This window comes from Streptomyces sp. GL_141, assembly GCF_057834385.1.
This window is the reverse complement of the sequence record NZ_CM174402.1, coordinates 5,139,525-5,153,348: the sequence shown is the minus strand read 5'-3', so window position 1 is coordinate 5,153,348 and position 13,824 is coordinate 5,139,525. Positions and strand designations below refer to the sequence as shown.

Here is a 13,824-nt window from a genome sequence, read left to right as displayed (position 1 = left end):
AAGGGAGGACCGGCCCGTGATGCCGCCGTTATCGGCCCGTCGGGGCCCGCGGGCCCCGGAGACCCGGCGCGCCCTACGACTCCTCGGCGAGCTCCAGCCAGCGCATCTCCAAGTCGTCCCGGTCCGAGATGAGTTCCCGCAGTTCGGCGTCGAGCTTGGCGACCTTGTCGAAGTCGGTGGAGTTCTCGGCGATCTGGGCGTGCAGGCTGCTCTCGCGGTCCGTCATCTTGTTGAGCTGCCGCTCGATCTTCTGCAGCTCCTTCTTCGCGGCGCGCGCGTCCCCGGAGGCGGAGGACTTTCCGGCGGCGGACGCGGCGGGCGCCGGGGAGGCCGCGTCGATCATCTTCTGGCGGCGCTCCAGGTACTCGTCGAGGCCGCGCGGCAGCATCCGCAGGCTCGCGTCGCCCAGCAGGGCCATGACCGTGTCGGTGGTGCGCTCGATGAAGAACCGGTCGTGCGAGATCACGATCATCGACCCGGGCCAGCCGTCGAGGAGGTCCTCCAGCTGGGTCAGGGTCTCGATGTCGAGGTCGTTGGTGGGCTCGTCGAGGAAGAGGACGTTGGGCTCGTCCATCAGCAGGCGCAGGATCTGCAGCCGGCGCCGCTCACCGCCGGAGAGGTCACCGACGGGCGTCCACTGCTTCTCCTTGGTGAAGCCGAACTGCTCGCACAGCTGGCCGGCCGTCATCTCGCGGCCCTGGCCGAGGTCGACCCGGTCGCGGACGCGCTGCACGGCCTCCAGGACCCGCAGGGACGGGTCGAGTTCGCCGACCTCCTGGGAGAGGTAGGCCAGCTTGACGGTCTTGCCCACGGTCACGGTGCCGGCGGCCGGCTGGACCTCGCCCTGGGTGCGGGCGGCCTCGCCGAGGGCGCGCAGCAGGGAGGTCTTGCCGGCGCCGTTGACACCGACGAGACCGACGCGGTCGCCGGGGCCCAGGTGCCAGGTGAGGTGCTTGAGGAGGGTCTTGGGTCCGGCCTGGACGGTCACGTCCTCCAGGTCGAACACCGTCTTGCCGAGGCGGGCGTTGGCGAACTTCATCAGCGCCGACTTGTCGCGCGGCGGCGGCACGTCGGCGATCAGCTCGTTGGCGGCCTCGATGCGGTAGCGCGGCTTGGAGGTGCGCGCGGGGGCGCCGCGGCGCAGCCAGGCCAGCTCCTTGCGCATCAGGTTCTGCCGCTTGGACTCCTCGGTGGCGGCGATGCGGTCGCGCTCGGCGCGGGCGAAGACGTAGTCGCTGTAGCCGCCCTCGTACTCGTGGACCTCTCCGCGCTGCACGTCCCACATGCGGGTGCAGACCTGGTCCAGGAACCACCGGTCGTGGGTGACGCAGACGAGCGCGGAGCGGCGTTCCTGGAGGTGCTTGGCCAGCCAGGAGATGCCCTCGACGTCGAGGTGGTTGGTGGGCTCGTCGAGTACGAGGAGGTCCTGGTCGGCGATGAGCAGCTTGGCCAGCGCGATGCGGCGGCGCTCGCCACCGGAGAGCGGGCCGATGACCGTGTCGAGGCCCTGCCCGAAGCCGGGCAGGGCGAGCCCGCCGAACAGGCCGGTCAGCACGTCGCGGATCTTGGAGTTGCCGGCCCACTCGTGGTCGGCCATGTCCCCGATGATCTCGTGCCGGACGGTGGCCTTGGGGTCGAGGGAGTCGTGCTGGGTGAGCACGCCCATGTGCAGGCCGCTGTTCTGGGTGACCCGGCCGGTGTCGGGTTCCTCCAGCTTGGCGAGCATGCGGATGAGGGTGGTCTTGCCGTCGCCGTTGCGGCCTACGACACCGATCCGGTCCCCCTCGGATACGCCGAGGGAGATGCCGTCGAGCAGGGTACGGGTGCCGTACACCTTGCTGACTGCCTCGACATTGACCAGGTTGACGGCCATCAGGAGCGCTCCAGGGAAGGGGTGTGGATCAGCCCCTCAGCCTAACCCTCCGCGAAGTGCCGGACCGTTCCACCAGCAGCCAGCCGCCCAGCGCCATGCCGATCGCGGCGGGCGCGGTGACCGGGAGCGCGATCAGGGTGGCGCTGTGGCCCTCCAGGAGCCCGCCGAGGCCGGTCGTGGAGAGCCCGAGGACGCCGAGGAGGCAGAGCGCGGTGCCGAGGGCGGCGCGGGGGCCGGAGCCGGGGGCCGGGCCTGGGTGTGCGCCTGGGTGCGCGCTGCTCCCGGCGGGCGCCTCGAAGCGACGGAAGAGCGCGACGAGTACGCCGGTCAGCGCGGCGGCGGCCAGGAACCGGACCGGGACCTGGGCCCACCAGGCCGCCCCGGCGGGCTCCGGCAGGGCGATGCCGAGGCCGAGCTGGGCGGCGTACACGGCGAGCATCGCGGTGAGGTGCCAGAGGAAGGCCGTCATGGCGACCCCGTTGGCGGCGACCACGCCGCGCCAGACCCGGGGCCGGGCCAGCCACGCGGCGGCGGGGGCCTTGAGCAGCTCCACGGCGCCCACGAGCCAGATCCCGTGCGCGAGCAGGGCGAGGGTGGGCGGGGCCATGTTGGAGACCTTCTCCCCGGGCATCCCGACCATGGACAGCGGGTACGGCCCGTACGCCACCAGCGCCACGGCCCCGGCGAGCCCGGCGGCGGCGAGGGCGCCGGGGCGGCGGATGCGCCCGTCGGCGCGCAGGAAGCCGAGCTGGTGGACGGCGAGCCAGACGAAGGCGAAGTTCAGGAACTCGGCGTACGGGACACCGCCCGCGAAGCGCAGCAGGTCGACGGCGGCCGCGGCGGCGGCCAGGGCCCCGAAGGCGGCCCAGCCGTGGCGCTCGTGCAGCTTCAGCAGGGGCGGGGTCAGGGCGACCATCGCGAGGTAGATCCCGATGAACCACAGCGGCTGCGTGACCAGCCGGAACGCCGCCCCGGACAGGCGCCCGCCGCCCCCGCCGAGGAGCTGCGCGGTGAGGGCCACGGCGGTCCAGACGGCGACGAACACCAGGGTGGGCCGCAGCAGCCGCCGGAGCCGGGCCCGCAGGAAGGCGGCGTAGACGGGGCCCTCGGTGCGGCGCGCGAGGGACCGGTAGGACAGGGCGTGCGAGAACCCTCCGACGAAGAAGAACACCGGCATCACCTGGAGCGCCCAGGTGAGCACCTGGAGCGGCGGCACGACGGCGAGCAGGTTCCCTATGCCGTCGCCGCTGACGGCGGCCATCAGCCAGTGCCCGGCGATGACGGTCCCGAGCGAGGCGACCCGGAGCAGGTCGACGTAGCGGTCCCGCGAGGCGGGGGTGACGGCGGCGATGTCGCTTGCGCTGGCTCCCATGTCCCTACGCTCCCGCGGGGGCGGGTGCCGGAACAGGGCGCGGGTACTCAGCCCGCCCTAGGTACCCGGGGGCTGGTGCCCCCGTCCCCAGCTCCCCGGGGGCGGCTGGGGACGGACCCGCTGCGCGGCCGGAGTTCCCCTACCCGCCCTTCCACCGTTCCCCGGGCGCTGCCCGGACCCGGTCCTCAAACGCCGGACGGGCTGAAAGATCCGCACGTACGGGCTGACGCCGGCCAGGATCCAGCCCCGCCGGCGTTTGAGGCGCGGGGTCCGGGGCGGAGCCCCAGGGGGTCCGGGCGCAGCCCGGGGAACGGGCGAAGGGTGCTGCGGGGAACTCCGCCCCGCGCAGCGGCGAAGGGTGCTGCGGGGAACTCGGCGCCGCGCAGCGGTACGCCCCGCAGCCGGGTCGGGGCGGCGGGAGCGCACCGCGCGGGCTTCGCCCCGGGCTGGCGCCGGGCGGTCAGAGGAGGGTTGCGCCCGGGGACGGGCTTGTGGCCGTGTGGGTGCTGCGGCAGGTGCCGGAGGCTTCCAGGGCGGCCGCGACCTTCGCCGCGGATTCCGCGTCGCGGACGAGGAAGGCCGTCGTGGGGCCGGAGCCCGAGACCAGCGCGGCCAGCGCTCCGGCACCGACCCCCGCCGCGAGGGTGTCGGCGAGCGAGGGCCGCAGCGAGAGGGCCGCGGGCTGGAGCCCGTTGGCCAGGGTGGCGGCCAGCGCGTCCGGGTCGCCGGAGGCCAGGGCCGCGAGGAGGGCCGGGGAGGCCTGCGGGACGGGGACCTCCGTACCGGCGGTGAGCCGGTCGAACTCGCGGAACACCTCCGGGGTGGAGAGGCCTCCGTCGGCCACCGCGAACACCCAGTGGAAGGTGCCGGCCTCGACCGGGGTCAGGATCTCCCCGCGCCCGGTGCCCAGCGCGGCCCCGCCGACCAGGCTGAACGGCACGTCGCTGCCCAGCTCCGCGCAGAGGGCGAGGAGGTCGCGGGTCGGGGTCCGAAGGCCCCACAGCGCGTCGCAGGCGAGCAGGGCGGCCGCCCCGTCGGCGCTGCCGCCCGCCATGCCGCCCGCCACCGGGATCCGCTTCTCGATGTGCAGGTGCACGTCGGGGGCGATGCCCGCCCGCTCCGCCAGGATCTCCGCCGCCCGGGCCGCGAGGTTGGTGCGGTCGAGCGGCACCTTGTCGGCGTCCGGGCCCGCGCAGGTCACGGTGAGCCCGTCGGCGGCGGTCGCGGTGACCTCGTCGTGGAGGGAGACCGCGAGGAAGACGTTGGCCAGGTCGTGGAAGCCGTCCGGCCGGGCCGCGCCCACCGCCAGCTGGACGTTGACCTTGGCGGGGACCCGTACGGTGACCGACTCGCTCACAGCGCGGGCCTCTCCGCGGCGGGCTTGTGCTCGGCGATCGCCGCGAACTGCTCGACGGTGAGGGATTCGCCGCGGGCCTGCGGGGAGACGCCGGCGGCGACCAGCGCCGCCTCGGCGCCCGCCGCGGACCCGGCCCAGCCGGACAGCGCCGCGCGCAGCGTCTTGCGGCGCTGCGCGAAGGCCGCGTCGACGACCGCGAAGACCTCGGCCTTGGTCGCGGTGGTCTTGACCGGCTCGGCCCGGCGGACCAGGGAGACGAGCCCGGAGTCGACGTTCGGGGCGGGCCAGAAGACCTTGCGGCCGATGGCGCCGGCCCGCTTGACGTCCGCGTACCAGTTGGCCTTGACGGAGGGGACCCCGTAGACCTTGTTGCCGGGCTCGGCGGCCAGGCGGTCGGCGACCTCGGCCTGCACCATGACCAGGGTCCGCTCGATGCTCGGGAAGCGGTCGAGCATGGTGAGCAGGACCGGCACGGCCACGTTGTACGGAAGGTTCGCGACGAGCGCGGTCGGCGGCGGCCCGGGCAGCTCCTTGACCAGCATCGCGTCGGAGTGGACCAGCGCGAAGCGGTCCTTGCGCTCCGGCATCCGCGCCTCGATGGTGGCGGGCAGCGCGGCGGCCAGGATGTCGTCGATCTCGACGGCGACGACCCGGTCGGCGGCCTCCAGCAGTGCCAGCGTCAGCGAGCCCAGCCCGGGTCCGACCTCGACGACCACGTCGTCCGGCCGGACCTCGGCGGTGCGCACGATGCGGCGCACGGTGTTGGCGTCGATGACGAAGTTCTGGCCCTTCTGCTTCGTCGGCCGTACGCCGAGTACGGCGGCCAGCTCCCGGATGTCGGCCGCGCCGAGGAGGGCGGACGTTTCGGGGGCGGCGGTCTCGGTCGGGGCGGTCTCCGGCGCGGAGGATTCGGGCTGCTGCTCTGCGGTGCTCACCGATAAAGGGTACGGCCGCAGTGTGGCCAGGGACTCGCCCCCCGCTGGACGTACAGCTTCTTGGCGCGGTACGTCTGTTCCGGGCCCGGAGCGTCCTGCGGGCGGCCGCTGCCGCCGAGGGCCTGCCAGGTCTGCACGTCGAACTGGTAGAGCCCCCCGTACGTCCCCGAGGGGTCCGTGGCGCCGGGCCGGCCGCCCGACTCGCAGCGGGCCAGCGCGCCCCAGTCGAGGCCGTCCGCGCCCTGCACGGAGGTCGGCAGCGGCTTGGTGCCGACCTTGACGAGCTGGCTGACGGGCTCGCGGACGGTCTCCTCGGCGACCCGGCGGGGCTTCTGCCGGACCCCGTTGACGGTGCGCAGGCTGTACGTGACCCTGCGCGCTCCGGGTCGGCCCGAGCGCTCGACGACTTCGGTTCCGGCGAAGAGGGCGGGGTCCTTGACCCGCTCGGTCGCGTACGGGATGCGTTCCTCGCGGATCTCGCGGGTGCCGGTGATGCGGAGCACGGTGACGGTCTGGCCGTCGCGCGGGAAGGAGCCGGCGGGCACGGAGGTGGCGTCCTGGCCGTGGAGGGTGATCCCGGCTTCGTCGAGGGCCTCCTGAACGGTGGCGGCGTTGGTGCGGATGGTCCGCTCGCGGCCGTCGGCCATGAAGGTGATGCTGCGTTCGGTGCGGACGGCGAGGGTCAGGCCGGTGCGGGGGACGGGGGCGGTGCGGGGTGTGGAGAGGTAGGCGCCCTCGGCCCGGATGCCGAACTGGCGCAGTGCGCCGTCCACGGTGCGGGCGGTGGTCCACACCTCGCGCCGCTGCCCGTCGAGGGTCAGGCTCAGCGGGCGGCCGTAGCGCAGGACGATCTCGTCCCCGTCGTCGAGGACCTCCGCCCCGGCCGGGGCGACGAGGTCGTGCGGGCCGACGCCGAGTCCTTCGGCGGCGAGCAGCTCGTCGACGTCGTCGGCGAAGGTGTGCAGGGTCCGCGGGACACCGTCGACGGTGAGGCGTACGGCCTTGTCCGCGGCGACGAAGGCGGTGGTGCCGCCCGCCAGGAACGCGACGACCAGGGCCTGCGGCACGATGCGCCGCCAGGTGTCGCGGGAAGCGGGGGCGGCGCTTCTACGCCGCCGGGGACCGGGGGCGGCTCCGGGGGCGGCGGCCGGGCCCGGGACGGCCGGTGCGGGCACCGTGCCGAGCCCGCCGCGGCGCCGTCCGGTCCCCGCGGGGGCCGGTCCGGCCGGTGCGGTGTCCGGGGGCGCCGCGGGCGCGGTGCGGCGCCGACGGCCGGTGGCCGGCGGCTCCGGCTCGGGGCCCGGTGCGGGGCCGGCCGGGGCCGGGGTCCGGCCGCGTGCCCGGCGGCCCGCCCCTGGCTCGGCGGCGGTCCGCCGCCGCCCACCGCCCCGGGGCGCCGGCACGGCGGGCTCCGGGTGCGCTCCCGGGTGCGCTCCCGGGTCCGGGTCCGGATCCCGGTCCGCGCCCCGGCGCAGGAGCAGGTCCAGGTCCGAATCCGCCGCCGGGCCCCGGAAGGGGTCCGGATCCCGGCCGGCCGCCGGGCCCGGGAAGCGATCCGGGTCCGGGCCTGCCCCCGGGCCCGCGTACGGATCCGGGTCCGGCCCGGAGTGCGGACCAGGGACCAGGCCTGCTCCGGACCTCCCGTACGGCTCCGCGTCCAGGCCTGCCGGCGGGCCGGAGTACGGATCCGGGTCCCGGTAGGGTCCCGGGCCGGCGGTCGGAGCCGGGGCTGTCGGACCCGAGCCCGGGCCCGGGTACGGGTCCGCGTACGGGTCCGTCAGGTCCGGGTCCAGCAGGTCCTGGTCCGTGCCCGGGGCGAGGAACGGGTCCGGGCGGGGGGCCGGTTCCGCGGTCGGGTCCGGGGCCACGGCCCAGGGGTCGCGTCCACCGGCCGGCCAGGCCACATCGCTCATCGCGCTCGCTCCACTGGTCCGTCCGGCTGCTTCGGGCACGGCACCCTAGCGGAGCGACCGTCACGCTACAAAGCGGGACGACTACGGAACGTGGCGAACGGGTGAGGGGTGCTCAGTAGGCGAAGGCGCGGGCCGTGTTGGCCGCCAGTGCCGTCGCCATGGCGTCCTCGTCGATGCCGCGGACCGCGGCCATGGCCCGTACGGTCAGCGGAATGAGGTAGGGCGCGTTGGGCCGCCCGCGGTACGGGGCCGGGGTGAGGTAGGGGGCGTCCGTCTCCACGAGCACCAGCTCCAGCGGGGCCACCGCCAGGGCTTCGCGCAGCGGCGCCGCGTTCTTGAAGGTGACGGTCCCGGCGAAGGACATGTAGTAGCCGGCGGCCGCGCACTCCCGGGCCATCTCCGCGTCTCCGGAGTAGCAGTGGAAGACGGTCCGCTCGGGGGCGCCCTCCTCGCGCAGGACGCGCAGTACGTCCGCGTGGGCCTCGCGGTCGTGGATGACCAGGGCCTTGCCCTGCCGCTTGGCGATCTCGATGTGCGCGCGGAAGGAACGCTCCTGCGCGGCCATGCCCTCCGGGCCGGTCCGGAAGTGGTCGAGTCCGGTCTCGCCGACCGCCTTCACGTGCGCGAGGGCCGCCAGGGCCTCGATCTCGGCGAGCGCGTCGTCGAGCGCGGCCTCGCCGCCGCCCGTCCGGGCGCCCTGCCGGGACCAGCCGTCGGGGTCCCCGTGCACGATCCGGGGGGCTTCGTTGGGGTGCAGGGCCACGGCCGCGTGGACGTTCTCGTACGCGGCGGCGGTCTCGGCGGCCCAGCGGGAGCCCTTCACGTCGCAGCCCACCTGGACGACGGTGGTCACCCCGACGGAGGCGGCCTTGGCGAGGCCCTCCTCGACGGTGCCGGACTGCATGTCCAGGTGGGTGTGGGAGTCGGCGACCGCCACCCGGAGCGGTTCGGGCAGCGGGGGCGGCGCGTCGTTCGGCGTGCTACGGCTCATACGGCCGATCTTATGACCGGCGGAAGAACCCCAGCAGCCGGGCCATCGGCCCGGGCCGTTCCACCGGGACCGGGCCGGGGCCTTCGTGCGGGGCGGCCTTGTGGGGCTTCGGGGCCTTCGCGGTGTACCCGGCGGGCACCGGTCCGGCGATCCCCGGGGCCGCGCGGTGGTGGTAGAGCTGGTCGAGCATGCCGATGACCGACTTGACCTGGCCCTCCCGCATGATCCGCACCACGTGGCCGCCGCAGTTGTGGCAGGTCGGATTGGACAGGGGAGAGGGGACCCGCTCGCCGTCCGCCGTGTAGACGATGAACGGCAGGCCCCTGCCGTCGACGTGGTGTTCTATCTCGTAGCCCTGCTCCCAGCCGTAGCCGCACTTCATGCAGGCGAAGGCGTACGCCTCGTGCACGGTCGGCACGGCGGCGGGAGCGGGGCCCGTCTCCGGGGCGGCCGGTGCGGCGACGGTCGTAGCGACGGGTCCGGCGGGTTGGGGGAGGGGTCGGGGTTCGGCGATCTCACTCATGCCAGCTCCTCTTGTTCCACTGCTGCCATTGCCAGTGGACGCCTCTTCGGGCGGGAGCGCATCAGGCCCTGTCTAGTGTTGGACGGTCCTTGGGCGAGTCATGCCCAAAGCGCCCGGTGCGCGGTCTGAGCTTTGCTTTTCAGGTTAGCTCTTTACCGACTCACGGCGACTTTTGTGCCGCGTTCTTTGCCGCGACCACCGCGTCGAACACCTCGCGCTTGGGTACCCCGGCCTCGGCCGCGACCGCCGCGATGGCCTCCTTGCGCCGCTCCCCCGCCTCCTCGCGCACCCGCACCCGGTTCACCAGCTCCTCGGCGTCGATGTCGCCGGGGACCGCGGCCGGGGCGCCCTCGACGACCACGGTGATCTCCCCGCGCACGCCTTCGGCGGCCCAGGCGGCCAGCTCGCCGAGCCCGCCGCGCTTGACCTCCTCGTAGGTCTTGGTCAGCTCGCGGCAGACGGCGGCGCGCCGGTCGGCGCCGAAGACCTCGGCCATGGCGGCCAGGGTGTCGTCGAGCCGGTGCGGGGCCTCGAAGTAGACGAGGGTGCGGCGCTCGGCGGCGAGCTCGCGGAGCTTGCCGAGGCGCTCGCCGGCCTTGCGCGGCAGGAAGCCCTCGAAGCAGAAGCGGTCGACCGGCAGGCCGGAGAGGGCGAGCGCGGTGAGGACGGCGGAGGGCCCGGGCACGGCCGTGACCTTGATGTCCTTCTCCACGGCGGCGGCGACGAGCCGGTATCCGGGGTCGGAGACCGAGGGCATGCCGGCGTCCGTCACCAGCAGGACGCGCTTGCCGGCCTCCAGGGCCTCGACCAGCTCGGGGGTGCGCGCGGACTCGTTGCCCTCGAAGTACGACAGGACGCGCCCCGTGGTGTACACGCCGAGGCCCTGCGTCAGCCTGCGCAGCCGCCGGGTGTCCTCGGCGGCGATCACGTCGGCCCGCACCAGCTCGGAGGCGAGCCTCGGCGGGGCGTCGGCGAGATCCCCGATGGGGGTCCCGGCGAGGACGAGGACGCCGACCCCGTGGGCGTCGGAGGACGGCGCCGCGGAGGGGGCCGTGGAGGGGGCTTCGGCGGTGCCGGGCTGGTCAGTGGTCACCGTCCCATCCTCTCAGCCGCCCCAACCGCCGCGCCCCACACTCCCGTCCCCCTGGGTCCGGCACAGGGTCGTTCCCTACGATGTGCCGGTGACCAGTACCGCGACGCCGCCGCCCAGCCCTGCGGGGGCCCCGCCCGCCACCGAGGCCGGGGCCGGCCCGGACCCCGCCGACCAGCCGTCCGCCTGGCTGCGCCGCCTGCGCGGCTTCGGCTACGTGCCGCCCGCCGGGGCGAAGCGGCAGTCGGACGTGCGCACCCGCCTGGTGCCCCCGTACGCGCGGCCGTCCGCGCAGCTGTGGGCGCAGATCGGGATCGGGCCGGCCGCGGCGGAGCGCTGGGAGCGGGTGCTGGCGTGGGCCGGGCCGCTGCTGGTGGCACTGGTCGCCGGGGTGCTGCGGTTCGTCCACCTGGGCAGCCCGAAGGCGGTGATATTCGACGAGACGTACTACGCCAAGGACGCCTGGGCCACGGTCAAGCAGGGCTACGAGGCGAGCTGGCCCAAGGACATCGACAAGTCGATCCTCGCCAACCCCGACGGGGTCCCCCTCCCGCTGGACCCGGGCTACGTCGTGCACCCGCCGGTCGGCAAATGGGTGATCGGCCTGGGCGAGTGGATGTTCGGCTTCGACCCGTTCGGCTGGCGGTTCATGACCGCGCTGCTCGGCACCCTGTCCGTGCTGATGCTGTGCCGCATCGGCCGGCGGCTGTTCCGCTCCACCTTCCTGGGCTGCCTGGCCGGCCTCCTGCTGGCCGTGGACGGCCTGCACCTGGTGATGAGCCGGACCGCGCTGCTCGACCTGGTGCTGATGTTCTTCGTGCTGGGCGCCTTCGGATCGCTGGTGATCGACCGGGACAAGGTGCGGGCCCGGCTCGCGGCGGCGCTCCCGGTGGACGAGGAGGGGCGGACCCGCCCGGACGCCCGGATCGCGGAGACGCTGAAGCTGGGCTGGCGCCCGTACCGGCTCCTGGCCGGCGTCAGCCTGGGTCTGGCCTTCGGCACGAAGTGGAACGGCCTGATCGTGCTGGCCTTCTTCGGCGTGCTGACGGTCCTGTGGGACGCGGCCGCGCGCCGCACGGCGGGCGCGGGCTCCCCGTACGTGGCGATGCTGCGCCGCGACAGCTGGACCGGCTTCCTCTCCCTGGTCCCCGTGGCGATCTCCGTCTACGTGGCCTCGTGGCTCGGCTGGATCCTCTCCCCCGACAACGGCAAGGGCGGCTACTTCCGCGACTGGGCCGCCAAGAACGACCAGCACAGCTCGTGGTCCTTCCTGCCGGAGTGGCTGCGGAGCCTGTGGCACTACGAGACGGAGGTCTACAACTTCCACGTGGGCCTGACCTCGGGCCACACCTACGAGTCGAACCCGTGGAGCTGGCTGGTCCTGGGCCGTCCCGTCTCCTATTTCTACGAGTCCCCCGCACCCGGCACCGACGGCTGCCCGGCGACGGAGACCGCCAAGTGCGCGCGCGAGGTGCTGGCGCTCGGCACGCCGCTGCTGTGGTGGGCGGGCTGCTTCGCGCTGCTGTACGTGCTGTGGCGGTGGCTCTTCCGCCGCGACTGGCGGGCGGGCGCGATCGCGTGCGCGCTGGGCGCGGGCCTGCTGCCCTGGTTCAACTACCAGGAGCGGACCATCTTCTTCTTCTACGCGGTGGTCTTCGTCCCGTACCTGTGCCTGGCGGTGGCCATGATGATCGGCGCCCTGCTGGGCCGGGCGGGCTCCTCGGAACGCCGCCGCGCCCTGGGCGCGGTGGCGGCGGGCGTGCTGGTCCTCCTGATCGTGTGGAACTTCATCTACTTCTGGCCGATCTACACGGGCCAGACCATCCCGATGGATTCCTGGCAGAACCGGATGTGGCTGGACACCTGGGTGTAGCGGGGCCGCTGTGATCCCGGTCGCCCCGGGGCAACCAAAGCCCTGAACCGCTTGTCTGTTCGACGTAAGGTCTATTCCAGGGCTACTTGAACGCGTTCAGCGTTCAGGCGCCGGGGTCGGGGCACACGGGAACGGGGAGCGGGAATGAACGGGGCTGCAAAGGGAGCCGTCGTCGGCGGGGCCTTCCTCGCGATGCTGGGCGGGGCCGTGTACGGGGTGTACGCGCTGGTGGGGGACGCCGGTGACGGCGACGCCAAGGGCACGAGCGCGACCGGCCCGGCCGTGCCCGCCAAGGGCACCGGGCCGGTCAGCGACAAGGACGCAGCGGCGACCGCCCAGGCCTTCTTCGCCGCGTGGGCCGCCGGGGACGCCCGGGCGGGGGCCGACCTGACGAACAACCCGGCGGAGGCGCAGGTCACCCTGGGCGATTTCACGGCCCGGGCCAACGTGTCCAAGGTCGCGATCACCCCCGGCGTCCAGACCGGGACCACGGTGGCGTACTCCGTCGCGGCGGAGGTCACCTACGAGGGGGTCACCAAGCCCCTCGCCTACGAGTCCAAGCTGACCGTGGTCCGCGGCAACACCACGGGGCTGCCGCTCGTCGACTGGCAGCCCTCGGTGCTCCACCCGCAGCTCCAGAAAGGCGAGAAGCTGCGCGCCGGCCCGCCCGCCAGCCCTCCGGTCAAGGCCGTCGACCGCAAGGGCAGGGAACTGACGGCCGAGAAGTACCCGTCGCTGCGCCCGGTCCTGGACAGCCTGCGCAAGACGTACGGGGAGCGGCAGGGCGGCACGAGCGGCGCCGAGTTGTGGATCGAGCCGGTCGCCCAGGAGGCCCCCCGGCGGACCCTGCTGACGCTGGTCGAGGGGAAGGCGGGGGAGATCGAGACCGTCCTGGACGCGGACGTCCAGGCGGCGGCCGAGCAGGCGGTGCTGAAGTTCCCGCAGGCCTCGGTGGTCGCCGTCCAGCCCAGCACCGGGAACATCCTTGCCATCGCCGACCACCGCGGCGACGGGTTCCCCGCATCCCTCAGCGGAGCCCGCGCGCCCGGCTCCACGATGAAGATCGTGACCGGCGCGATGCTGCTGGACCGGGGTCTGGTGGCGGCGGACAAGGTCGCCGAGTGTCCGGCGCAGGTGCAGTGGGGAGGCAAGACCTTCACGAACCTGAAGGGCTTCAAGCTGGACGGCGAGACCTTCGCGACGAGCTTCGCCCAGTCCTGCAACACCGCCTTCATCAAGCAGATCCTGCCGGTCGACGACGACGACGCGCTCCCCGAGGAGGCCCGTGAGGTCTTCGGCATCGGCGCCGGCGTCGAGTGGAAGGTCGGCGTGCCCACCGTCGACGGCAAGGTCCCGGACGCGACCGGTCCGGCGGCGGCCGCCGCGTACATCGGGCAGGGCCAGATCCAGATGAACCCGCTGACGATGGCCTCGGTCACGGCGACCGCCCGCACCGGGGTCTTCCGCCAGCCGGTCGTCGTCAAGGCCTCGCTGGACGGCCGCGAGATCGCGAAGGCCACCCGGAAGATGAAGCCCTCGGTGGCGGCGCAGCTCGTGCGGATGATGAAGCTGGCGGCCGCCTCGGGCACCGCCCAGGGCGCGATGTCCGCGGTCCACGGCTCCGACAAGGGCGCGAAGACCGGCTCGGCCGAGGTCGACGGCGCGCAGAACCCGGACAGCTGGTTCACCGGCTTCAGCGGTGACGTGGCGGCCGCGGCGATGGTCGAGGGCGGTGGCCACGGCGGCGACGCGGCGGGCCCGATCGTGGCGGCCGTCCTCAACGCGGGCTGACCGCGGGACGCCGCGCAGGCGGCGGGAGGTGCCGGGAGGCGCCGGTACGGACCCAGGGCGAGAGAGCCGTGCGGGTCGGGTGTTGCGTCACGACAACACCCGTCCC

10 protein-coding genes are annotated in these 13,824 nt (G+C 74.2%); 2 read left to right on the top strand and 8 right to left on the bottom strand.

The features are described from left to right. Positions 1–73: 73 nt before the first annotated feature. From AC3IX6_RS22920 to rsmI, 8 genes are all read right to left on the bottom strand, one after another. A complete protein-coding gene (locus AC3IX6_RS22920) occupies positions 74–1,873 on the bottom strand; it encodes an ABC-F family ATP-binding cassette domain-containing protein (protein WP_489364146.1) in 1,800 nt (599 codons plus the stop codon). 28 nt (positions 1,874–1,901) lie between these two features. Then, entirely contained in the window at positions 1,902–3,245 is a 1,344-nt protein-coding gene (locus AC3IX6_RS22915) for an acyltransferase family protein (RefSeq protein WP_489364144.1), read from the bottom strand. Positions 3,246–3,705: 460 nt separating this feature from the next. Continuing rightward, positions 3,706–4,602 (bottom strand): 4-(cytidine 5'-diphospho)-2-C-methyl-D-erythritol kinase, encoded by an 897-nt coding sequence (locus AC3IX6_RS22910; protein ID WP_489364142.1) that lies wholly within the window; start codon positions 4,600–4,602, stop codon positions 3,706–3,708. Continuing rightward, complete coding sequence (gene rsmA / locus AC3IX6_RS22905) at positions 4,599–5,438, bottom strand: 16S rRNA (adenine(1518)-N(6)/adenine(1519)-N(6))-dimethyltransferase RsmA (RefSeq protein ID WP_489371529.1); 840 nt, start codon at positions 5,436–5,438, stop codon at positions 4,599–4,601. Before rsmA ends, AC3IX6_RS22910 begins: the two co-directional genes overlap by 4 nt. 95 nt (positions 5,439–5,533) lie before the next feature. Then, complete coding sequence (locus AC3IX6_RS22900) at positions 5,534–6,712, bottom strand: resuscitation-promoting factor (RefSeq protein WP_489371528.1); 1,179 nt, start codon at positions 6,710–6,712, stop codon at positions 5,534–5,536. A gap of 850 nt (positions 6,713–7,562) precedes the next feature. After that, a complete protein-coding gene (locus tag AC3IX6_RS22895) occupies positions 7,563–8,441 on the bottom strand; it encodes a TatD family hydrolase (RefSeq protein ID WP_489364140.1) in 879 nt (292 codons plus the stop codon). A 10-nt stretch (positions 8,442–8,451) separates the two neighbouring features. Beyond that, positions 8,452–8,823 carry a hypothetical protein gene (locus tag AC3IX6_RS22890; RefSeq protein WP_489371527.1) on the bottom strand — a complete coding sequence of 124 codons (372 nt, stop codon included), beginning with the start codon at positions 8,821–8,823 and terminating at the stop codon, positions 8,452–8,454. 301 nt (positions 8,824–9,124) lie between these two features. Continuing rightward, positions 9,125–10,057, bottom strand: a complete 933-nt coding sequence (gene rsmI / locus AC3IX6_RS22885; protein WP_489364138.1) for a 16S rRNA (cytidine(1402)-2'-O)-methyltransferase — start codon at positions 10,055–10,057, stop codon at positions 9,125–9,127. 88 nt (positions 10,058–10,145) lie between these two features. On the opposite strand from rsmI, the gene AC3IX6_RS22880 reads away from it, so the two are divergent. Beyond that, positions 10,146–11,927 carry a dolichyl-phosphate-mannose--protein mannosyltransferase gene (locus AC3IX6_RS22880; protein WP_489364136.1) on the top strand — a complete coding sequence of 594 codons (1,782 nt, stop codon included), beginning with the start codon at positions 10,146–10,148 and terminating at the stop codon, positions 11,925–11,927. A gap of 144 nt (positions 11,928–12,071) precedes the next feature. Further along, positions 12,072–13,718 carry a penicillin-binding transpeptidase domain-containing protein gene (locus AC3IX6_RS22875; protein WP_489364134.1) on the top strand — a complete coding sequence of 549 codons (1,647 nt, stop codon included), beginning with the start codon at positions 12,072–12,074 and terminating at the stop codon, positions 13,716–13,718. The last annotated feature ends 106 nt before the right edge of the window (positions 13,719–13,824 follow it).

Bases quoted from the DNA above. Each gene is read 5' to 3' on its own strand.
- AC3IX6_RS22895 (WP_489364140.1), bottom strand. From the start codon at position 8,441: ATGAGCCGTAGCACGCCGAACGACGCGCCGCCCCCGCTGCCCGAACCG.
- AC3IX6_RS22920 (WP_489364146.1), bottom strand. From the start codon at position 1,873: ATGGCCGTCAACCTGGTCAATGTCGAGGCAGTCAGCAAGGTGTACGGC.
- AC3IX6_RS22890 (WP_489371527.1), bottom strand. From the start codon at position 8,823: ATGAAGTGCGGCTACGGCTGGGAGCAGGGCTACGAGATAGAACACCAC.
- AC3IX6_RS22875 (WP_489364134.1), top strand. From the start codon at position 12,072: ATGAACGGGGCTGCAAAGGGAGCCGTCGTCGGCGGGGCCTTCCTCGCG.
- AC3IX6_RS22915 (WP_489364144.1), bottom strand. From the start codon at position 3,245: ATGGGAGCCAGCGCAAGCGACATCGCCGCCGTCACCCCCGCCTCGCGG.